Origin of the sequence: Wolbachia endosymbiont of Drosophila innubila, from assembly GCF_021378375.1 — a bacterium.
Classification (GTDB): Bacteria; Pseudomonadota; Alphaproteobacteria; order Rickettsiales; family Anaplasmataceae; genus Wolbachia; species Wolbachia pipientis.
On the sequence record NZ_CP076228.1, the window covers coordinates 268,702 to 290,718 of the forward strand.

Here is a 22,017-nt window from a genome sequence, read left to right on the forward strand (position 1 = left end):
GTCTATACTTTCTGTTCTGGTGCTTGTACTTTCATGTAAAATGATCAGCCAGAATAAAAAGCTTGATGCACAAAAAGCAGAACCTAATGAAAAAAATGGATTAGCTAAAGAGCAAGAAAATATAATACAAAGCTTAGAGCCTCAAATCAAAGAGCTAAATGAGAGGCTTAGTAGTCAGTACAATGAGATTGAAAAGCTAATTGCTAGTGCTGCAAAAAAAGAGGAGCTAAATAAGCTTAACAATGAAGTGAAAGAGCTAAAGGTAAAGATTGCTAGTGTTGCAACAAAAGAAGAGATAAATAAGCTTAGTAATGAAGTTGAAAAGCTAATTGGTAGTGCTGCAACAAAAGATGAAATGGAAGAGCTAAAGGCAAAGATTGCTAGTGCTGCAACAGAAAGTAAAACACAAGAAAAGATTTTTATGAAATTTTGCGCAAAAGGTGAAAAAAGAGGGAAGAAAGCATTTGAGGATTTTATATTTATAAAAGAGATAAAAACAAAATTAGTAAATATTTATGAATCAATAAAAATAATATTAATATAGTGTCTTCAGCAAAATCAGGTGATTCAGAAGAAGAGCAAGAAAAAATACAAAGAGGATTCATTTTTCACGGTCCAGGAGGAACTGGTAAGAGTTCAATTGTTGAGGCGATTGGGGATCAGCTGATATCTCTAACTACATTTATAAAAGTTTCTGGAGCTGATTTGCTTGAAAAATCAAATATAAATGAGCTTTTTAATAAAGCAAACGAAAACGCTCCTTGTATAGTTCTTATAGATGAAATCGACAGCTTTGGCAAGGGACGCACTGATGCCAATCGAGTACCTTTAAATTATTTTTTCACTAGATTCGATGAAGCTGATAAAGGTGTGACGGTGTTTGCTACAACTAATGTTAGTCTGCAAGATTTAGATGCATCACTTGTTAGGGGAAGTCGTTTGAGTAGTAAACTCAAGTTTACTATGATAGAAGGAAGTATACTTAAGAATATACTGAAGGATGGTCTGAATGAAAAATTAAAAAATAAAAAGTACAAGCATGCTATCTCAAGAATTTTAAACGAAACAACACTTACAACACTCTCTATCTCAGCAGCAGATGTGGAATGTTTTATAAATTATATAGTTGAAAAGTTAAACAACAAGATTGGAACTTCTGCTTATACTATAATTAAAGATTTTTGTATTAAATATAATATTGGAGAGGTGTCGAATAAGCAGACTAACAGGAAAATTGAAAATTCTATAGGAGAATCACAGCAATACACATCTAGACCATCACATAAGCTGAATGACGCTTTATGTGATTCTGGATATACCAGTATGTTCTACCCCGATCAATAGCTAACTAGACTTATAAGTACAATGGTACACTCGATACACAAGGTCTAAGTCATTTTTTAGCTAGCAGACTGAAGATGGGAAGTTTGTTGTAGGTGCAGCACTATAATTCCTCCACAGATAAGAGAATTTTAATAAATATATACAAGACTGCTGAACGTGGGGGGAGGAGGGGAGTAATGAGCAATTTGCTTAGTGAGGCTAACACATTTTATTTTATAGCTAGTTCCTTAGCTACTCTTACGTTACTTACATCTTTAGCGCTTATTGTAACTTCTAATGTGCCTCTTCCTCTAATTCTTGCTTTAGCTACATTATCTGTTTTGGTGCTTGCACTTTCGTATAAAATAATTAGTAATAATAAAAAAATAGAGGTTGAGAGAAATAAATTCGCTCAGAAAGAGCAAGAGTTAGAAAATAAAATAACTCTAGGAAAGGAAGCTGAAAAAGCTGCAAACAAAGAAGTGGAAAAATTAAAACATGAATTAACTCGAGAAAAGCAAAATTTAGACAAGAGAGCAAAAAGATTGGATCAGAAAGTAAATGAGTCAGAAGTTGAGAGAGAATCTCTTCTTGAAGAAAAAAAATCTTTAGAGAAAAAATTAGAAACAGCAAAGAATCGTACGTTTGAAATAGACAATGAATTGGACAAAACAAGAAAGGAAATAGGTAAGCTTAATGAGCAGGAAGAGAAATTAAAACTTGAAATCTCATGTTTAAAGAAACAGTTGGAAGAAAGAAGTAGATTTATTGCAAAGCTGAAGATGGAAGTGGATGATAATAAACATTTAGAGCTAGAGAATAAGGGGTTAAATGATAGAATAGAAACGTTACGTGAAGTACAAAAGGCACTACGTGAGAAAAAACATGAACTTAGTGAAAAAGTAGAGGCATTGAATAAGGAAAAAAATAAACTTTCTAAAGAAGTAGAGGAATTACGTGAAGAACAAGAAAGGCTGCATGCAAACTTAGATAAGCTACAATGTAAAATTAAAGAGGTCAACAAAGAAAAGAAAAATTTATCTAAAGAATTAAAAGAGAAATTTGAAGAGTTAGATGAAGCAAATGGTTTAATTAAAAATCAATCTTTTGAGTTAGATGGGATAAGAAAAGATTGTAATAATGAAGTAAAAAGTTTAAGAAATTCACTTTTAGAACGAGACAGTCAAATAGAAGATTTTTTGAAAGAGAAAGAAAAACAAGTGAATTTTGCGCAACTGTTGATAAGATGCGTAACAGACAATATAGAAGAACCAATAAGAAATAATGATGGAAAAGCAATATTAGATACGATTCAAATATTAAAGTCTGCGTTACAAGGAGAAATTGCACGGCTTTTGCCAGACGAAACGCCTTCTTCTTCGCTGGAAGATCTTGGATATGAATCATTATTTGTCAGTCGCTCATCCACCCCGACCAAGTTGCCAAATTCACTATTGACAGAATCTTATGAACGCAGTCAGTTCAATCAGAGTGAAAGTATTTGCAAAACACAACAATGAGTCTTATTATAAGATAAATCATGCAAGATAATGAACCCAATAATATGCGCACTGGATACACAAGACTTAAATAAGGCTATTTCTCTAGCTAATGCTCTGCGTGGTAAAGTTGGCATGGTAAAGCTGGGATTAGAATTTTTTGCTGCTCAAGGTCTTTCTGGAGTGCAAGAAGTTGCAAAATGCAATGTACCAATTTTTTTAGATCTGAAATTGCATGACATTCCAAACACTGTAGCTAAAACAGTTGAAGTAATAAAAGTTCTGAACGTTGAAATGTTAACTCTGCACATCAGCGGTGGGACAAAAATGCTTGAAGAAGCGCTAAGTGTAGTGCAAGGCACAAAAATAAAGCTGATTGGAGTGACAGTGCTAACTAGTATGAGCAATGAGGATTTAAACGAGCTTGGAGTAGCAAGAGAAGTAAAATCACAGGTAATTTTGCTTGCAAAGCTTGCAAAAAAGATTGGACTCTATGGAATAGTCTGTTCTGCATTGGAAGCTCAGGAAGTGCGCCGAGAATGCGGTGAAGACTTTAAAATTATTACTCCAGGAATTCGTATAGATCCAGGTCATGACGACCAAAAAAGAACAGCAACACCAAAAGAAGCAATAAATTCAGGAGCTGATTATATCGTCATTGGCAGACCCATTACAAAAACTACAAGTAGTGCGGAGCTAATATTGAAATCCATGAAAGAATTTTAATATAATAACTTAATTTATAAAAATACTAACATATTAATTAGGAATAAGCATGAGTAATATCAATAGAATAATACGCGAAGTAATCAAGGAATTCCGCTCAAAATTACCAGATAAGGGGAAATAGAGGAATATTCTGGCAAATTGAATAAGCTACATATCTACCAGTGCAATAAGCATATAATAGAAAATAAGAAGCTATATCATTATACAATAAATGGGAAAACCCATGCTATGGGTCAGCATGGGCATAATTTTGTCAAGAGTTTAGAAGTTATCTTGAGGAATAAGCCACAAATTTCCTTAGAAGAGGTAATTGATTTTATGGAAAAAATAATTAATTTTGGTATTGATAGTTGTTATGGAGCATTTGAGATGATATTTGAATCTCGCTCTGGTGTTACAATAGATGATGCAGTTAATTTTGTAAAAGATAGCTTATCTAGTAAATTTTATGGATTCCATGGCAGTGGGATTTTCAAAGTAATATTAGAACTTAATCCAGAGAGCTCTCTTGAAGAGATAGAGAAACAATTTAGCAAAGTAGTAGATCCTTACTTTCTTAATGCTTGGAGTCGAGAAAGTGAAAGGGCTTTTGCTAAGATATGTAGGTTATGTAGAGAAGGACATGTGGAGAATATGCAGAAATTTGATTTTAGCAATTTTAATTTAGATCAAGATAGTGCTGGAGCATTAAGAGCACTGTTACAGTATTGTGTTGACGTTTCTAATCAAAAAGCTTTAGGTGATTCACATGAATTGCATAGAGAAGAGATGGAGGGGATATATAAATTTGATGATAATTACGATTTAAATTTAGATAGTGATCATAATGATAGTATCTGGCATTGAAATTATACTACAATAATAAAATAACTGGATAAAAATTATCACCAAAAAAATTCAAAAAAGTGCTTGACATAAAAGAACGAACATTATATAGTGTCATTATCTTTTATTTTACCTCGCTTAATTTAATTACTGGATTAAGCTTACAGTACTAAGCGTGGCACAAAGTGCCACGCTATTTTTCGGTTTACATTTTCAACAGATAAAAAATGATGCCATTTCAGTGCCAAGCACATAACTGTACGGATATTCATTTTTAAAGGTAAATTGCACAACAGATGATGTCATTCCAGTGCTTGACACTGGAATCCAGAAATTTTGCTTATAACTGAGCTGATGAGCTAAAGGTAGTTGTCTTACGCTAAAACAAACGTTTTTAATTAAGTTGCATAGAAGCTGGATCCCAGTGTCAAGCACTGGAATGACATCGTTTACTATGTACCATATTGCAATATTCGTACAACTGTGGGAAACATCTATGGATGCCATTCCTATTACCTTATTTCCATTTTTATTTCATTTTCAAAGGAGGCTATTATGTCACTTACCGATATCGCTCACCGTATCAATGAACTCGCTTCATCATGGGAGCAATTTAAATTAATAAATGATCGCAAACTAAAAGAAATTGAAAGCAAAGGGCGTGCTGATTCTGCAACAATTGAGCAGCTATGCAAGGTAAATAATGCCATTGATAGTTGCAAAGAGCGTTTAGACTTGATCGAAACTGCAGCTCAACGCCCAGAAGTAAATACAGATTTTAGCACAAGCGATAAATATTTTTCTGATTATATCCGCAAGGGAATGGAAAGCGGTTTATCACACAAAACCCTCAGTGGAGATGACAGTGATATCGGGGGGTATCTAGTTACTCCGCATATTGTAAAACGCATAAACAAGCGCGTAACTGATTCGTCCCCAATGCGACAAATATGCTCCAGTCAAAGAATCTCTACTGAAACATTGGATTACATTATAGAAGATTTTGACCGCGCCGGTGCAGGTTGGAGCAGTGAAACAGTAGATGATGAGGACGGTGGCAATAAGTCTAAGTATGATTTTGCAAAAGATACGGACACGCCCAAAATCCAAAAGATTTCCGTCACAACTTACGAGTTATATGCTCAACCACAAATATCACAAAAGTTACTCGATGATGCGTTTGTCGATGTTGAGAGTTGGCTGGTGGAAAAGATTGCCGAGACTTTTAGTAAGGAAGAAAGCGAAGCCTTCATTAAGGGTGAGGGCACTTTTCAACCAAAAGGAATTTTAGCTTATGAAAATGGAAACAGTTATAATAAAATAGAGCAAGTTAAAACTGAAAAATTAGATAGTGATTCAATAATGATGTTGTATTACTCTCTGGACGAATATTATTCCAAAAATGCGTCATTTTTGATGAACAGGAGTACGTTGAAGGATATCAGGCTGCTAAAATCTCAAACAGGTCAGTATCTCTGGCAGCCAAGTCTGTCGCTTGAAGCTCCAGATACTTTAATGGGAATACCAGTATATCAATCTGCCGATATGCCACCAGCGCCAAACAATCAGCTACCAGTAATTGCGATGGCAGATTTCAAACAAGCTTATAAGATTGTAGATAACAGAGGAATGAGAATATTAAGAGACCCTTATACGAATAAACCTTATGTGAGGTTTTTTGTCACTAAGCGTGTCGGCGGAGAGGTTGTAAACACCAGTGCTATTAAATTGTTGAAAGTTGCGAGCAAGTACTAAAAACTTCCGCAGCATCATCTTTATAGCTGATCAAAGCAACACGTCATACCGCGATTCATTCCATAACTGTACGAACATTGTGATTTTGGCCCATCAGGAGGGTGTCATCCCAGTGCTTGACACATATAGCTAAACTGACTTAGATTTACCGACAGTTTGAAAAACAAAAATTCGTCATTCCGCTACTTGTTAGCGAAATCTATGCTGAGATATCGCGGCGGTATGACGTAGGAAAACCTTTCTTGGGTTAGCTATAGTTTGCTATATTATGTGATTTTATTTTTAGCATTGCTTCTTACATTATGTAATTTTGTTTTCCATAATGTATATTATGTAATTTTCGATGCTAAGATCTGTTATAGCTCTCAGTATGATATGAGTGATTCTCTTTTAATAATTATTTTTTAAATAATTTGTTGGTTCATCAATTTCTTTAGGATTGATATCTACAATTATTTTTCCGTTTTTTAACAGAATAATCCGATCTGATATTTTTGTTAAAAAATCCAAATTGTGAGAAGCGATAATCATAGTAATACCCATATCTCTAACTGATTGTAGTAGTTCCACAACGTCGACTATTGTTGCTACATCTAAACCAGACGTTGGCTCATCGCATAATAGAATCCTTGGATTCATCATTAAGCTTCTGGCAAGCGCAACCCGCTGTTTTTGCCCACCGGATAGATTACTAGGGTAATCATTTTTTTTAGAGGCAATACCCAAAGACTCAAGTAGTGAATCACTTTGATCCTGAGTTTTGTTTTTAAGTTTGGGAGCATATGTAAGATTTTCCCAGACAGTCATATGTGAGAAAAGTTGAAAATCCTGAAATACAAAACCAGTACTATCATTGCATTCAATGCTACCAGAATCTAAAACTTCGAGTTTTTGTATACAACGTAACAATGTTGATTTACCACTACCAGAAGGACCAGCAAGACCAACTATAGATTGCTCTATAATCAGGTTAATATTATTAAGTACTGGAACATTATTAAATAATTTACAAACATTATGCATTTTTATCATATATACCTTTCTGTTCAATCTTTTTGCCTATATATTCAATTAGTAATACAAGAGCGTAATAATAAGCCCCAGCAAGACAAAGTGGTATAAAATAAGTAAATTGTTCTGCTGCAAGCATTTGCGCAGAGCGCATAATATCAACACCACCAATAGTAGAGATTAATGCCGTTTCTTTAAGGAGTGCAATGATCTCATTTATCATTGCAGGAAGAATATTTTTAATAACTTGTGGTAATATAATATCTCTCCACATATAGAAACTAGGTATTTGTAAAGTTTTAGCTGCTTCAAACTGGTTTTTTGATATAGTTTCAATACCAGCTCGTAAAATCTCAGCAATATAAGCACAGCTATTTAGACCAAATGCTATAATGCCAGCACTAAATATGTTTAATTTAATTCCTGCAATGGTTGGGGTCATAAAATAAACAACACTTAACTGTAATATAAGGGGGGTGCCACGTATTACAGATATAATTCCATTAATTAATGGAATACAGATCTTATTATATCTGAGTACTGACAATAATCCCCCTAGACTCACACCTAAAAGCAGTCCTCCAATCAATAATTTTAAAGTAAAGGCAAGGCCTGTTCCAACAAACAAGAAATTAGAAATTAATTCCTGCATCAGTTATCTCCTAGCCATTTTTCTGCTATTTTTTGTATTACACCTTTACTTTCTAAACTTTTTAATGCCTCGTTTATTTTATCCTTTAAAGCAGATCCTTTATTCACAGCAATAACATAACCACCATCTAACTTGGCAGTGGCTGACCATGATAGACCAGGATTTTTTTTGCTAAATACTTTACCTTGGAATTCATCAATTAGGACGCCATCAACATGACCAGACTTTAATGTTTCTACAGCTTGATTATTATTGTCTATAGCAATAATTTGAGCTGTTGTAGGAACATGCTCTTTTAGCCAAATTTCCATGACAGTTCCTAGTTGAACGGCTATCTTCTTGTGAGTTAAGTTGTTTATACCGGCTATGGGTTTATTTTTGTGATATAGAATACCAAATTCCCCTGTATAATAACTATTTGAAAAATCAAAATTTTTTTCACGCTCTTCTGTGCTACCAATAGTAGATATAGCAGCATCTACAGAATTACTTTGCAATGCTGCAAATATAGCACTAAACTGCATATCTTTAAATATCGCTTCTTTACCTAACTCTTTTGCTACTAATTGAGCAAGCTCAATGTCAAAGCCAGTAAATTTACCATTTTCATAATATTCAAAAGGTGGATAATCTGCAGAAATTGCAAATCTAATGATATTATCGTGTTTATTTTCCTTGCATCCTGTTAATAGAATACTTATCACTATAGTAGCATTTAAAATATATTTTTTCATATTACTAATTTATATTCATATTTTATTCATCTTATGAATATAGACATTAAAAATTGAATAGTCAAGAAATAATGAATATAATTTCAAATATACTTATTACATATTCAATATGAGGAAAATGCATAATGCATGACAACACACTAGGTGAACATATTTTAAATATTATTCAAAATCACGAAATTTTAGAGCAGAGCGATTTACAGACCTTGCTTAAAGAAAGAGGGCACAACATTCCTCAGGCTACTTTATCAAGAAAATTAAAAAAACTTAAAATTGCCAAAGTTGCTGGTATGTATAAAGTAATTGACATCAACCAATATCGATTACCATTAATACTTAATATGCAAATTTCGGATTTTGGTTTAATAGTACTACACACTCAACCAGGACAAGCTAGCAGCCTAGCTTACTTTCTAGATCAGAAGTATGTTATTTATTCATTAAATAATAGCAAAAACATAGGAATTATAGGAACTATAGCAGGTGATGATACAGTATTATTGATCATCAAAAGTAAGGCTGAACTTAACAAAGTATTACAATCAATTTATGAAACATTTCCATATTTAAGTCCTGAATAAGAATGTTGTAAGTTAAAAATGTGATATAAAGGAGATAAGAGGGATTTCTTTGTTTAAATCTTTGTCTTCTTTTTTTCAATATACCTACATATCAGAATGGACAATTCATATAGAATCAGCATAGGTATTGCAAGCCCTACTTGGCTTAATACATCAGGTGGAGTTAAGATTGCAGCGATAATAAAAATTACCACTATCGCGATTCTGCGTTTATTTGACAAACTTTGTGTAGTGAGTAACCCTACTCTCATCATTAATGTGAGTATTACTGGAATTTGAAATGCAGTGCCAAAAGCAAACATAAATTGGAGAACGAGGTCTAAATATTCGCTAACTGATGGCATAAACTCTATTGGTATACCGAAAGATTTCCCACTATGTTCAAAAGTGATGAAAAACTTCCAGGCTAAAGGAAATATATAGTAATAGACTACAGTAGCTCCCGTTACAAATAAAACCGGTGTTGCAATCAAGTATGGCAACAACACTGCCCTTTCACTTTTATATAACCCAGGTGCTAAGAACATATAAAATTGCCATGCAAACACAGGAAAAGAAAACAAAAGTGCGCTCATTATTGCAACTTGGAGATACACAAAAAATGCCTCTGTTAAGTCTGTGTAAATTAAAGAAAAACCTTCGCTACCTTTTGTTGCTTCTATTAAAGGTGCGAGTAAAAAACGGTATATATTTTCCTTAAAGTAATAACAAAAACCAAAAGCAACGCAAAAAAATAGAAAGCAAAAGATAACTCTTTTTCTGAGTTCCGCAAAGTGCTCATAAAATGAGGCGTATTTGCTTGAGTTCCAGTTCATACTTTACTATAGCTCAATAATGCTATGTCTAACATTCTCAGCGAAAAAGCCCACTCATTGTCATACCACGCTGCAACCCTGCATATATCACCTGTAACATATGTACCAGTTAAATCCACAATTGCACTATAAGGGTTATGCACAAAATCTATTGAGACTAAAGGTTCCTCGCATATAGAAAGTACATTTGACATTGGATAACCCTCTGTCATCCTAGTACCCTCTGATGTCATCCGAGTAGCTGACACTGGGATCCAGAAATTAGATTCCAGCGTCACGCGCTGGAATGACGTAGAGGAGAGAGCTGCATCCTTAAACATTTCATTGATTTCTTTAACGGTCGCTTTCTTATCAGTCGTAAATGTAAAATCAACCATAGAAACATTGCTAACCGGAACTCTGACGGCAGTGCCATCTAGCTTGCCCTTTAATTCAGGAATTATAGAACCAATTGTTTTTGCTGCCCCGGTTGTAGTTGGCACCATAGATAATCCGCAAGCCCTTGCTCTACGCAAATCTTTATGATTACCATCAAGAACATTTTGATCATTCGTGTAGGCATGTATAGTAGTCATAAAACCGCTTTTTATACCTAAACTGGAGTGTAGGACTTTCACAATCGGAGCAAGGCAATTTGTAGTGCAAGAACCTGCTGATATCACTTTATGCTCTTTTTCGAGCATATCGTCATTCACACCATAAACTATAGTGACATCAGCATCCGGAACTGGAGCAGAGACAATTACTTTCTCTGCATTGTGCCTTATTGCTTCTTCACGTTTATTGAATGCACCAGTACATTCAAGTATTACATCAACATTCCAAGGAATATTTTCAGGATTCCGTTCTCTATATAAAGAAAACTTTTTGCCATTTATAGAAATCCAATTTTGAGACTCATTAAAATCAATATCACCACTGAATTTGCCATGAACAGAATCATATTTAATCAAATGTGCATGCTGCTTTGCACTGAGCGATCCATTGACAGCTACAACTTCTATTTGTTTGCTATATTCTTCTATTTCGAAAATAGCACGCAATACGCCTCTGCCTATTCTACCCAGACCATTAATTCCTACACGAATCGTCATCTCTTCATTCAAAAAATTTAATTATAGAGGATATCACTTGATATTTCATTTTATTCTTTTGCTTTTCTATCGATATGAACATTATAGCAAGGAGACAGGGCTAAAAACTTGCTTGACAAACTCCGCCAGCTCCCCTATCATGAAACTGAAGCTATTGTATTTGCTTTCGCCAATCTGCAGATTAAAAGGTAAGGATTACTTAATGTATCGGCGTCTTATGTTCAATTTTTTGCAGTATATAGATACTGTATGTCTTTACAAAACTTCATCTACATCTAGATTTTTATCTAAATAAGCTGAACGCGCTTATAAAGCGTTACAAGACATCAAAAAATGCCAATACTCGACAGAGATAGTAAAAGACTAGCTAACTCGGGGATTCTTTTGTCTTTTTCTGCTTAGTAAACTTCTTAAACATTTGCAGCGTAAGTTAGTTGCAATTAAAAGCAGCTTAATCTTGCTTGTCAAGCGTTTAAAACATAAAAAACGCCAATATTTTAAAGCGGATAATAACCCCAGGGCTTCTTTTGCCTTTTTTTTCATTTGGTAAATTTCTTAATGTTTATAGCTAAAAGAGCCCAAGAGAGGTCAATGCCCCTGTGATGTCATTCCAGTGCTTGACACTGGAATCCAGCCTTTATTATGCAGCCACTTGGTTGAAATTAAGTCTTCTGGATCCCAGTGGGCTTTGTTGCATCGCTAGCTATGATGGATTAAAGATAAAAAAGATAGGGAATATCAGTAGCTTATTATTCTGGTATTTATAACAAGAACGGTCAATGAATACCTAAATTTGAGTAAAAGAAATTTCACTACCATTTACCAATCCGGCTAAAATTCAAGAATTTCAATGCTTTAGCTATTTTCAATAGAATTAAATTTATTAATATAAATAACAAATTACTATTCTTAAATTTGATCAGATTGATTGCAAAAAAACAAGATTTTCAATAGGTTGCTTATAATCCTAACTATAGTTAGCCTTTCATAAGTAGCGATGCAACAAAGCCATCCCAGTGTCAAGCACTGGGATGACAAAAAAAGGAGGCTACTCGGATGACAGGAGAAGGTACTGCCGTCATAAAGGAACCAGTTTCAGCTACTTTCATGACATCGTTGTAACATTGTACCATATTACAATTTAGCGTTTTTAGTAACTAAGAAAGTGCTTCCCCCTTTTAGAGCACTGCATATAATAGAATTATATGCAGTGCATTGCGAAACAAAATTCCCAATACTACAGGAGGCTTTATGAATAAGAAATTTTTCTATTCACCATTGTCAATAAAAAGTATAGGAGAAAACGGTGTATTTTCTGGTTATGCGAGCGTTTTTAACATAGTTGATAAACAAAATGATCTGATATTGCCCGGAGCATTTAAGGAAAATTTAAACAGAAATAAAATAAAACTCCTTTGGCAGCATAATCCTGACGAACCTATAGGTAGTATCATAGATATTTATGAAAATGATGTTGGCCTGTATATAACCGCACATTTACTTTTGGGTATTCAGAAAGCAGAAGAAGTGTATTTGATGCTCAAAACTGGGGCAATTAACGGACTTTCCATCGGCTATATACCTATAGAGTATGATGTTGATCATAAAAGTGGAGCTAGAGTGTTAAAACAAGTGGAATTATGGGAAGTCAGTTTGGTCACTTTTCCTGCAAACTTGGCTACTCAGGTAATCAATGTGAAAAATCAGAACAATGAACAGGGAGTGTTAGCAAGAGCGATAGAAAAAGCAAATGCTGTACTTGCAGACATGTACATTTCTGCTTAAAGTGTATTAGGCGGGCAAAGACTTTACCATAATTTGACACCTGCGTTAGTATTTGTTTAACATTTATACTAATATATATAACTTTATTACTATTAAAATTTTCTGTAAATTAAAGTTAAAAAATAAGGTAATTTTATGCTAAATATTAATAATAAGGTTAATTATGAAATTAATATTAAGCGAAAGGAAAAAAAATACAGCTGGTCTACTGTATTTGCTTGGTTATATCTAAAAACGATTGGACGAATATTGCCCAAGAGATGGAATAGATGGGCAGAAAATATTTTGTACTACGATAAAACTACTGCAAACAATGAAGTTCAAACTGATGCTTTTAAGACAATAGATGGAAGTGTTCAAGTTGACTTAAAACCTGAAGTTGTAGAGAAAGAGAGCCAAAGTGTAGTGATAAACAAAGATGGAGGGGTTCAGACTGATGGAGTAGCATTGATAACAGAGGAAGATGATGAAGCATTAGAAGAACAGCTGGAGGGCATAAATTAGGAATTAGAACTTGAACGTTTACAAAATGCTTCCTTAAAAGAAGAAAATAGAGAATTACGATCTGCAATTGAAGGACTTGAAAAGAGTTATAAGGGACTTACAGAAGATGCAGGCGAACGAGAAGAGGAACTAACCAAATACAAACAAGATAAAAAAGCAATGCAGGATAAAGTTGATGAACAACAGAAAACTATATTTGATCAATACATGATAATAAGAGAGCAAGGAGAAGAAATTGAAGCTACTAGGAAAGATAATGAAAGTCTGCAAGCACAAATAATAGAACTTAAGAGTAGGTTAAAGGACAAGGAGGATAAATTAATTGAATTGAATCAACAATGGCAAGCTAGCAAATTAGTGGCTTTACTTAAATCACAGACTGATAAATTGTGTCAGGCTAAAGACAAAAATACTGAATTAGAAAATAAAGTCAGTGACTTAGGTCATGAAAACAAAGCTCTACGATTAAGTGTGAATACATTGACTGCTCAATTGGGTGAAATGGAGAACTTGGGGAAGCAATTACAAAGTGTTCAAGAATCTAAACAACAATTGGAGATTGATTTAGAAGGTCAATTGAAAGCTGACACTAAGAAACTACAGGAAGCAAAAGAAGGTCAATTGGCTAAAAAGGCAGGTGCAGTGAGTACAGTATCTACTGCAAAATCAACTCTTTCAAAATTACGAAACTTGCCCAATAAGCTTTCTAGGGATAAGGGTCTCAATAACTTTTTATCTGGGAAAAACGAGGAGTTAAAAAAAGGTTTTCCTGAATTTAAAGAGAAACACTTTTGCCATAACGTGCTTAATGAAACTATAAAGTCTCTATCAAATCAAGATGATGGCAAATTTGAAAGCAGTAAGCTGCTTGAATTATTAGAAAGTAATTTGAAACAATCCGCAAGGGAGATCATAGAAGCTAAGGTTAAAGAAGTTGTCAACGAACATTGTAACATTGGAAAAAATATGGGTAAAGAACTACGAGATGACACGTTAAAAGCCAAGTGGTCACCTTCTGTTAGAAAATGCGTAAAAAAATTAGAATTTAACAAACAAGAAGGGGTAAATAAGATTGTAGACTCTATCTTGCACAGCTTTAATAGCAAGAATAATAATAATAACGACTCAGGAGAATTGCTTAAAGAAATTGTTACAGGAAAATTAACAGAGGCTAAAATGAAATGTTTTTCAAATAAGATTCAAGAGTTACAACTGGCATTAAGCATAAGAGATAAATTTTTATCTCCAGATCAGGAAATGTGTAATCAAACTCAAGGAGGAGTAAACGAATATCAATTAACAGAAAAAGCTAAAAAAGAACATATACCTAATTCCTCTATGAGTTCCCCTAATATTGCAAGCATACATTCATTGAACAGTCAGAAAGCAGTTAGAATAGGTCCTTAGCATAAAGCACCAGCTCCTCTTTTGTTAAAGTGTAGGAGCTATCTTCCCAATGTTGTTTTAGCAATTCCAAGTTTCTACCTAAACTTTTTCCTGGCTGGTGACCTATACTTATTAAATCATCGCCAGATAAAGGAAATTTTGGAATATTGAATGTGTTAGCAAATGAAATGTATTCATCAACATTTTCTCCAGACTCAACACCGCAAATTTTCACTAAATCACAATATAATTCTCTACCAAATAAAGATATGTATTTTTTTTGCTCTTTTTCTGAGAGTTCTGTTTTGATATCGTTGGATAGTAAAAATAGCAGCTTTTTCTTTTGCTTGTTCGAAAGACGTAAAAATTTGTTTACATATTCTCCAAGACTTAACCTGTCATTTTTTTTAGTAGCCCTAAGGAGTAACGCTAATTTTACTAGTGCATCAGTGCCCAAAAGAAGTGGCGAAGACAGAATTTCGCATTTTACTTCTTTTGGGATAATCTTTTGCAAAACATCAGATTCTTGCATGCTCTTAAGTGTTGGAAAAGGATCATTGCACTCCAGCAATTTAAGTATTTCATCTCTTATTCTCTCTCCAGAGAGGTTTTGGATCATATGCGAATGCTTTTTGCATACGCTTAGTATTTCATCACTCAAATCTCCGACACATATTTTTGCATGAAAACGAAAAGCTCTTAGAATACGTAGATAGTCTTCTTTAATTCTATCTTCAGCGTTGCCTATAAAGTTTAACCTTCGCGCTTTTAAGTCCTCTATACCACCAAAGTAGTCATATATATGGCCATGCTTATCTGCATACAGAGCATTAAATGTAAAGTCGCGCCTTGAAGCATCCGCTTGCCAATTATTGGTAAATTCTACTTTTGCATGCCTACCATCACATTTCACATCATGCCTTAGTGTCGTAATTTCAAAAGACCTCTGATTTAGAACCGCAGTGATAGTTCCATGTTTTAAGCCAGTTGGAATAGTTTTTATATTACGGAGTTTTAGCGCTTTAATCGTTTGATTGGGAAGCAAATTAGTAGCTAAATCGATGTCGTGGACATCACGCTGCAAAATTGAGTCTCTCACACACCCGCCGACAAGCCTAGCCTCACCACCAAATTCCTCTATGGCATCAATAATTAAACTAGTCTCATGGTCAACTTGCATTTAGGTTAGTACGTACTGCAAGTTCATATTATATGAAATGCTTGCAAAAGCCCTATATAAAAATATACAGGGCTATTAAGATTTTACAAGTTGTGGTGCTCGTTGTTGATGAAATGGTTCTGCCATCGATTCCGTACCACATCTTAGTAAACTTGAAGGGTTTTGCTGCTCTATGCGCTGCTTTATATCACTAACGCACTGCCCTACAACATCACCAATTTTTCCATCAGCATTTTCTGCCAATAACTTATCAAATCCCTTTTCAATCTCTGCTCTCTCAGAGATATCCTTTGAAAGGTTACAATATTCTAAGATCTCGTCTAGCTGCAGTTTTTTTGCTAATAGGAAATCTTCTTGTTCTTGCTCTTGTTTAAGTTTGGTTTCCTCTTGCAGTTGTTTTGCTGAACTTTTATTTCTATCAAGCAATGGTTCGAAATGCAATCCGCCTTTGTTTATTATATGCACAGTACTACTATCATCATAATCAACTTTATTGTATTCACCTGCACTTTTTGAACCTGAATTGTCTATTAATTCATGCAAAGACAGATCTTGGTTATCAACAGTCTGGTTCTCTATAACATGTAGCTTTACCTTATACTTTTCACAAAGTATTCTGCCTTCAACGTCAGGATCACCCCACCTACTGTTACGCATAATGTCTGCTGTATAATCATCTACAGTTTCACTACGGTGCTGGCCATTGTTATCATGACTATTGACAATTGCATTTGTAAACCACTTTGGTGGATTCTTTTGCGCAAATTCCCTACAATCATTTCTTAATTTTTCGGCAGTAACTTGCTCTCCTGTCTGTTGTTCTAGACTTTGCCTGAACGAGTCAAAAAAACAGCTTCCATTACCAATTGCTTGTCCTACATAGAAATTGTCAGGGTAAGGGTTACTATTTAAAAGAGTTATTTCTTGCCCTGAGATCCTGGGCCTTTTTATTCCAACCTCAACATCATGAAAGTCACTTGGTAGTTTCCGTTTCTTAGCTGTAGTCATAGTTTTACCTTAATTTAAGCTATATATTACTATACCAACAAAATTGTCAATAAGCGACTAATTAAGTATAGCAGAAATTTTTAAATTATGCAATAGTTATAATTTTACATAGCAAATATGAGTTTTAACTGCGGTATAGTTGGGTTACCAAACATAGGAAAATCAACCTTATTTAATGCGCTTACAGAGTCAAGTGCAGCCGAAGCTGCAAATTATCCTTTTTGCACAATCGAGCCAAATATAGGCAAGATTTCGATAAAAGATCAACGTTTGAAACAAATCGCAGCAATTGCAGGCTCAGAGAAGGTAATCTACAACCAATTAGAAGTTGTAGATATTGCAGGTCTGGTAAAGGGTGCGAGCAAAGGCGAAGGGCTTGGCAATAAATTTTTAAGCCATATCAGAGAAGTTGATGCCATCGTTCATCTGCTCAGGTGCTTTACGGATGACGATATCAGCCATATACACAGTAAAATAGATCCAATATCAGATGCTGAAGTGGTAGAAATGGAATTAATCCTAGCTGATATTGATAGCATAGAAAAAAGGCTTCCTCAATTGGAAAAGAAAGCAAAGCAAGGTGATAAAGAGCTAAAGAGACAACTTGAATTAATGCAAGAGGTATTAGCTACTTTAAAATTAGGTAAACCTGCAAGAAGTTTGGAGAATATCAATGAAGATGAGATGAAGTTGCTTCAATTGCTGACAACAAAGCCCGTTATGTACGTTTGCAATGTTGAAGATACAAATGTTATAACTGGCAATGAATTATCTAAAAAGGTAGAGAGGATGGCGGAGGAAAATAAAAGCAAATTTTATTGCATTTCAGCAAAACTCGAAGCAGATATTGCAAATCTTGATAGTGAAGAGGAAAAACAGAGTTTTTTATCAGAATTTGGCTTACAAGAATCAGGCCTTGATGGAGTAGCGCGTATTATGTATGAAGTGCTGAGTATGATAACTTTCTTTACTGTGGGCCCCAAAGAAGCACGTGCATGGCCAGTAAAAATAGGGTCAACAGCCGATAAAGCAGCAGGTGTAATCCACACTGATTTTGAGAAAGGCTTTATAAAAGCAGAGACAATAAGCTTTGCAGACTACATAAAGTATGGAAGTGAATCAGCTTGCAAAGACGCAGGAAAAATTCGCTTTGAAGGCAGAGATTATATCGTGCAAGATGGCGATATAATGCACTTTAGGTTTAATGTGTAGTTTATTATGCAGCCACTTATTTAAAGTTAAGTTTTCTGGATCCCAGTGTCTGGGCACTGGGATGACATCCTCCCTAGCGGAGATTGCTCTCAAACCACAATGTTCGTACAGTAAGCACTGACCACTTTGCTTCAATATTTGCGATGCCCCTGAACAGATACAAAAAATCTATTGTTTTTTTATAAATTAAATCCTAAGGCATTTTTTACTGTAGATTAATCATTTGATTATAGTATCATTTTAATTAAGCTTATGCTTGGGATATTTATGAAGAATATTTTATATTTTATATTATTAGCTGTCGTATTCGGATCACCCATCCTGTTTGCCGTAGAGCAGCTTGAAGAAAAGAAAATTGAATCAGTTCATAAAAACGAAAATGTAGGTGTAAGGAAGCAAGATAGCACAAATCAAAAAGATGAGTTAAAAAGCAACGTCGATGCTAAACAAACACAAGAGGCTGAGAGCAAAAGATTAGACGGCACTACCGATAAAGAGAAACTGCAACACAACGAGAACAAAGCTTTCGTGGTTGAAAAAACTATAAGTGAAGGTGAAAGGATTGATAAAGATTTGCCAAATGACCAGCTAGAAGGAAGCACAGACAAATTTGCTCAAAATTTACCAAATGTGGCCAATAAAGAAGTGAATAAAGATTTGAAACCAGAGCCTTTGCCTTTAAGTGCTGATTTAAATGAGAATACAGCTAACCCGCAAAAAAATCTACAAGCTGATCAGAAGATTGATATAAAAGATAATGAACTTTCAAAAAGTGATGCGAGTCAATTATTAGAGGGAAAAAAAGAAAAAGTAGAGAATCAGTCTGAAGAAAAAAAAGTGAAAGAAACAAACAGTAATTCCAAGGACCGCAATAGAGTAAAATCTATAACTAAAAAAGATGAAGAAGAGCAAAGTGAAAAGAAAAGTTTACAAAAATGGACAAAGCTAAACAGAGAACCAATAAAAGAATGGGGTCATAAAGACATACAAAGCAAGTCAATATATAAACGACAATATGATAGCCTTAATGAGCATCTTCCTACAACTGTGTTTATTGATGATTACAGTAAGCAATTTTTTTACTGCATTAAGAAGAACAACTTAACTTGCTTAAGAGGAGTAATAAGTAAGCTAGAAAAAATTGGATTAACAATTCAAGAGATACTAAGGTTTAGAAATAAATTGGGTGATACTCCTCTCATTTATTCAGTTAAACAAGGTGAGGTAGACATAGTGCGCTTTCTCTTATTACAAGGTGCTGATCTTAGAGTAGTTAACAATAATTTTCAATCCCCAATTGATATAGCAATCGAAAAAAAGCAGATCAATATAATAAATGCGATTGCCGAAATGATGCCACATCTTTTGGAGGATAGAAAAATAGACAATAAAGAAAGCTCAGCAATGTACGATTGGGCTGTGAAAACGAAAGAAATACAGTGCGATAAGCAAGATGATTAGATTTTTGATATTAATTTTAGTTGGTCATTTATGTTATGGAAACGAAACAAATGATGAAAAAAATCAGATTAGTGATTTTTTAAACGCTTTGCGTGATGCAAAATACGCATCTTACAGTAAAAAAGACTTTGCTGAATTTTTGGTGCAGTGCCACAAAGAGGGCGTGCCAGAAGATTTTAAGAAAGGTTTTGGTTCTAACTTAAATGGAGCTAATTTTAACCAACTGTACCTAAGTAAATCTGTTTTTGATGGAGTAAGTCTGATTGGTGCTGATTTTTCTAACACCGATTTATCCGATGTGTCTTTCATTGATGTTGATTTACGTGGTGCTAATTTTTCCAATGCTAATTTACATGGCATTAAAATAAAAGGTACAAATTTGAGTTTTACAAAATTTGTTTCTGCAAACTTAACAGATATCGTATTTGATCAGTCTAATGTTAGTTATGCTGATTTTATCAGTTCCGATCTCAAAAAAGTAAGTATGCACAACGTAATTGGTTTGCATACTAATTTCTCGAATGTGAAAATGAATTTCTCCAACTTATCAAACTCGAATGTTAGCCACGTAAATTTTAGTGATAGTGAAATAAACGATACTGTTATGCAGAAAAACAACCTTGATAATGCAAGTTTCTTTGGAGTGGATGCATATAAATTAAAGATACAATTTTCTTCATTAAAAAATGCTAACATATATGGTGCAGAGTTAAAAGAATCAGACTTTACAGGTAGCAATCTTTCCGATGCTTGCCTTAATTCTTCTATCATAATTAACAGTAACTTCGACGAAACTGATTTAAGCAACACACAAATTTCCTATGTGAATGACGATAATTCAAGTTTTGTTCAATCTATACTAAATGGTTCCAAGATAAAACATGCATATGTTTCTGAAGCAAATCTTCATGATGCTGATTTATCCAATATTGATTTTAGTTTTAGTGAACTGCATCAAGTTAATGTCTCTAATGCTGACATTCGTCACGGAAAGTTTCATAATACTAAAGTTGCAAATTCTAACATGAATGGCTCATTTTTTGACCATTCACTATTCACCTATGTGAAGATAGAAGATTCAGACCTTTCTACAACTTCAATGTATAAGATAAAAATCCAAGACTCTCAAGTTTATAACAGTACACTTTCTCGCCATAATATTGATTCCAGTGAAATAGAAAATTCAACATTCTTTAATTTATTAGCTGATAATTCGAGTTGGTCCAATTTAAAAGTAACTAATTCAAATTTTATTGAAAGCGATTTCAGATCTTCTTTGCTTCACGCTAATGCCTTTAGGAAAACTAGTTTTTTTCTTAGCAATTTGAGTAATTCAACAATTAGTGATATGTCTTTTCACTCTTCAAGCATATATAAAAGTTCAGTTGCTGATGTTCATTTAACAGATTGCAAGTTTGATAATTCGATTTTGATTGACAATCAAGGACAGAAAAAACTTGCAGGGTTAGAAAATGCTATAACTTCAATTGGAGATTTGCAAGAGAAAATATCACAGGGTGAAAAATTTAATGTAAATTATTCTTACTTTGAATTTAAGAATATGAATTTAGAAAATGCCGATTTTTCTAATTCAACATTGAGTAGAGCAAAGTTTGTAAACGTTAATTTGAATAAGGCAAATTTTGAAAAAACCGATTTGCGCTATACTGTCTTTGATAACTCTTCTCTCATTGGCACCAACTTATCAAATTCTAATTTAGAAGGTTCTAGCTTTTTAAACTCTGATCCAAAAAGCACCATGTTAAAAAATGCAAAGAAAAATGACCGTAAAAAGTGAGGGCGTATTATTGGTTCTATCCTCCCCTTCTGGAGCTGGAAAAACTACTATATCAGCAAAATTACTTGAGCAATCAACTAATTTAGTTAGGTCTGTTTCTATGACTACACGCAAGCCTCGCCCCGGCGAAATAAATGGAAAAGACTATTTTTTCGTTACCGAAGAAAAATTTCACGAGCTATGCAAAGCTGGCCAAATGCTTGAATACGCCAAAGTTTTTGAGAATTTTTATGGTATACCAAGAGATTTTATAGAGCAAAACCTGAGCAGTGGAATAAGCGTTTTACTCAGCATAGACTGGCAAGGAGCATTTCACTTATTCAAGCTCATGAGAAAAAAAGTTGTGAGTGTTTTTATACTTCCCCCTTCAATGGAAGAGCTTAGGTTGCGTTTGCAAAAGCGTAATAGTGATGATGCAAGCGAAATAGAGCGCAGATTAGCCGAAGCTCAAAAAGAGATAAGCAAACGTGATAAATATGATTATGTAATAATCAATGATGATATTGATAAAAGTGTAGAAGAGATAAGCTCCATACTAAATAAAGAAAGACTTAAAAAACTAAAAGAAAAACCAAGTCTGGAAGACTGATAAAAACATCAATTTGGATATTTGCAGCTATAGTTTCTTATCCTATTTTAGCCAATAGCACATTTCACAGTTTAGC

General features: G+C 34.1%; 23 protein-coding genes and 1 pseudogene. 15 read left to right on the top strand and 9 right to left on the bottom strand.

Annotated features, from left to right (window positions below; translation table 11 throughout):
* Positions 1-40: 40 nt before the first annotated feature.
* The 5 genes from J4T77_RS01365 (at position 41) to J4T77_RS01385 (ending at position 4,397) form a co-directional block, all read left to right on the top strand.
* Positions 41-544, top strand: coding sequence for a hypothetical protein (locus J4T77_RS01365; protein WP_233641076.1), 504 nt, complete (start codon positions 41-43; stop codon positions 542-544).
* Positions 544-1,344, top strand: coding sequence for an ATP-binding protein (locus J4T77_RS01370; protein ID WP_233641077.1), 801 nt, complete (start codon positions 544-546; stop codon positions 1,342-1,344). The genes J4T77_RS01365 and J4T77_RS01370 overlap by 1 nt, the downstream gene beginning before the upstream one ends.
* 176 nt (positions 1,345-1,520) lie before the next feature.
* Entirely contained in the window at positions 1,521-2,843 is a 1,323-nt protein-coding gene (locus tag J4T77_RS01375; protein WP_010962610.1) for a coiled-coil domain-containing protein, read from the top strand.
* A gap of 30 nt (positions 2,844-2,873) precedes the next feature.
* Positions 2,874-3,548, top strand: coding sequence for an orotidine-5'-phosphate decarboxylase (gene pyrF / locus J4T77_RS01380; protein ID WP_010082622.1), 675 nt, complete (start codon positions 2,874-2,876; stop codon positions 3,546-3,548).
* A 141-nt stretch (positions 3,549-3,689) separates the two neighbouring features.
* On the top strand, positions 3,690-4,397 hold the full coding sequence (locus tag J4T77_RS01385) for a hypothetical protein (protein ID WP_223823095.1): 708 nt from the start codon (positions 3,690-3,692) through the stop codon (positions 4,395-4,397).
* A 192-nt stretch (positions 4,398-4,589) separates the two neighbouring features.
* Here the strand turns inward: J4T77_RS01385 and J4T77_RS01390 are convergent, their stop codons facing one another.
* On the bottom strand, positions 4,590-4,883 hold the full coding sequence (locus J4T77_RS01390) for a hypothetical protein (protein ID WP_010962608.1): 294 nt from the start codon (positions 4,881-4,883) through the stop codon (positions 4,590-4,592).
* Positions 4,884-4,931: 48 nt separating this feature from the next.
* Here J4T77_RS01390 and J4T77_RS01395 point away from each other — a divergent pair, with 48 nt between their 5' ends.
* Positions 4,932-6,131 carry a phage major capsid protein gene (locus J4T77_RS01395; RefSeq protein WP_065094900.1) on the top strand — a complete coding sequence of 400 codons (1,200 nt, stop codon included), beginning with the start codon at positions 4,932-4,934 and terminating at the stop codon, positions 6,129-6,131.
* 390 nt (positions 6,132-6,521) lie between these two features.
* Here the strand turns inward: J4T77_RS01395 and J4T77_RS01400 are convergent, their stop codons facing one another.
* The 3 genes from J4T77_RS01400 to J4T77_RS01410 are packed head-to-tail and all read right to left on the bottom strand — an operon-like array spanning position 6,522 to position 8,528.
* A complete protein-coding gene (locus J4T77_RS01400) occupies positions 6,522-7,163 on the bottom strand; it encodes an amino acid ABC transporter ATP-binding protein (RefSeq protein ID WP_010962606.1) in 642 nt (213 codons plus the stop codon).
* Positions 7,147-7,794: an amino acid ABC transporter permease gene (locus J4T77_RS01405; RefSeq protein WP_022626279.1), complete on the bottom strand. Its 648-nt coding sequence runs from the start codon at positions 7,792-7,794 to the stop codon at positions 7,147-7,149. Before J4T77_RS01405 ends, J4T77_RS01400 begins: the two co-directional genes overlap by 17 nt.
* Positions 7,794-8,528, bottom strand: a complete 735-nt coding sequence (locus tag J4T77_RS01410; RefSeq protein ID WP_190321254.1) for an ABC transporter substrate-binding protein — start codon at positions 8,526-8,528, stop codon at positions 7,794-7,796. Before J4T77_RS01410 ends, J4T77_RS01405 begins: the two co-directional genes overlap by 1 nt.
* A 125-nt stretch (positions 8,529-8,653) precedes the next feature.
* Here J4T77_RS01410 and J4T77_RS01415 point away from each other — a divergent pair, with 125 nt between their 5' ends.
* Entirely contained in the window at positions 8,654-9,109 is a 456-nt protein-coding gene (locus J4T77_RS01415) for an arginine repressor (protein WP_010081874.1), read from the top strand.
* 53 nt (positions 9,110-9,162) lie between these two features.
* Here J4T77_RS01415 and tatC read toward each other — a convergent pair whose 3' ends face one another.
* The 3 genes and pseudogenes from tatC to J4T77_RS07475 form a co-directional block, all read right to left on the bottom strand.
* Complete coding sequence (gene tatC / locus J4T77_RS01420; RefSeq protein ID WP_190321253.1) at positions 9,163-9,924, bottom strand: twin-arginine translocase subunit TatC; 762 nt, start codon at positions 9,922-9,924, stop codon at positions 9,163-9,165.
* Complete coding sequence (locus J4T77_RS01425) at positions 9,921-11,018, bottom strand: type I glyceraldehyde-3-phosphate dehydrogenase (RefSeq protein ID WP_010962604.1); 1,098 nt, start codon at positions 11,016-11,018, stop codon at positions 9,921-9,923. The genes tatC and J4T77_RS01425 overlap by 4 nt, the downstream gene beginning before the upstream one ends.
* Positions 11,019-11,621: 603 nt before the next feature.
* Positions 11,622-11,702: pseudogene (locus J4T77_RS07475) on the bottom strand (WPE palindromic element domain-containing protein); the annotation flags it as partial.
* A gap of 567 nt (positions 11,703-12,269) precedes the next feature.
* On the opposite strand from J4T77_RS07475, the gene J4T77_RS01435 reads away from it, so the two are divergent.
* The 3 genes from J4T77_RS01435 to J4T77_RS01445 all read left to right on the top strand — a co-directional run bounded on the left by J4T77_RS01435 (position 12,270) and on the right by J4T77_RS01445 (position 14,714).
* Positions 12,270-12,803 (top strand): HK97 family phage prohead protease, encoded by a 534-nt coding sequence (locus J4T77_RS01435; protein ID WP_190321251.1) that lies wholly within the window; start codon positions 12,270-12,272, stop codon positions 12,801-12,803.
* A gap of 135 nt (positions 12,804-12,938) precedes the next feature.
* Positions 12,939-13,307 (top strand): hypothetical protein, encoded by a 369-nt coding sequence (locus tag J4T77_RS01440; RefSeq protein ID WP_010962601.1) that lies wholly within the window; start codon positions 12,939-12,941, stop codon positions 13,305-13,307.
* 159 nt (positions 13,308-13,466) lie between these two features.
* Positions 13,467-14,714 carry a hypothetical protein gene (locus tag J4T77_RS01445; RefSeq protein WP_190321250.1) on the top strand — a complete coding sequence of 416 codons (1,248 nt, stop codon included), beginning with the start codon at positions 13,467-13,469 and terminating at the stop codon, positions 14,712-14,714.
* On the opposite strand, the gene J4T77_RS01450 is transcribed toward J4T77_RS01445, so the two are convergent.
* Positions 14,698-15,873 (bottom strand): CCA tRNA nucleotidyltransferase, encoded by a 1,176-nt coding sequence (locus J4T77_RS01450; RefSeq protein WP_190321249.1) that lies wholly within the window; start codon positions 15,871-15,873, stop codon positions 14,698-14,700. The genes J4T77_RS01445 and J4T77_RS01450 overlap by 17 nt on opposite strands.
* A 75-nt stretch (positions 15,874-15,948) precedes the next feature.
* A complete protein-coding gene (locus J4T77_RS01455; RefSeq protein ID WP_233641078.1) occupies positions 15,949-16,881 on the bottom strand; it encodes an OTU domain-containing protein in 933 nt (310 codons plus the stop codon).
* A 117-nt stretch (positions 16,882-16,998) separates the two neighbouring features.
* Here J4T77_RS01455 and ychF point away from each other — a divergent pair, with 117 nt between their 5' ends.
* From ychF to gmk, 5 genes are all read left to right on the top strand, one after another.
* Positions 16,999-18,093, top strand: a complete 1,095-nt coding sequence (gene ychF / locus J4T77_RS01460; RefSeq protein ID WP_010962597.1) for a redox-regulated ATPase YchF — start codon at positions 16,999-17,001, stop codon at positions 18,091-18,093.
* Positions 18,086-18,214, top strand: a complete 129-nt coding sequence (locus J4T77_RS07345; protein ID WP_348994354.1) for a hypothetical protein — start codon at positions 18,086-18,088, stop codon at positions 18,212-18,214. Before ychF ends, J4T77_RS07345 begins: the two co-directional genes overlap by 8 nt.
* Before the next feature lie 146 nt (positions 18,215-18,360).
* The gene (locus J4T77_RS01470; protein ID WP_190321248.1) at positions 18,361-19,554 is read left to right on the top strand and encodes an ankyrin repeat domain-containing protein; all 1,194 of its coding nucleotides are present in this window, start codon (positions 18,361-18,363) and stop codon (positions 19,552-19,554) included.
* Positions 19,547-21,352 (top strand): pentapeptide repeat-containing protein, encoded by a 1,806-nt coding sequence (locus tag J4T77_RS01475; RefSeq protein WP_190321247.1) that lies wholly within the window; start codon positions 19,547-19,549, stop codon positions 21,350-21,352. The genes J4T77_RS01470 and J4T77_RS01475 overlap by 8 nt, the downstream gene beginning before the upstream one ends.
* A complete protein-coding gene (gene gmk, locus J4T77_RS01480) occupies positions 21,336-21,941 on the top strand; it encodes a guanylate kinase (protein ID WP_022626283.1) in 606 nt (201 codons plus the stop codon). Before J4T77_RS01475 ends, gmk begins: the two co-directional genes overlap by 17 nt.
* The last annotated feature ends 76 nt before the right edge of the window (positions 21,942-22,017 follow it).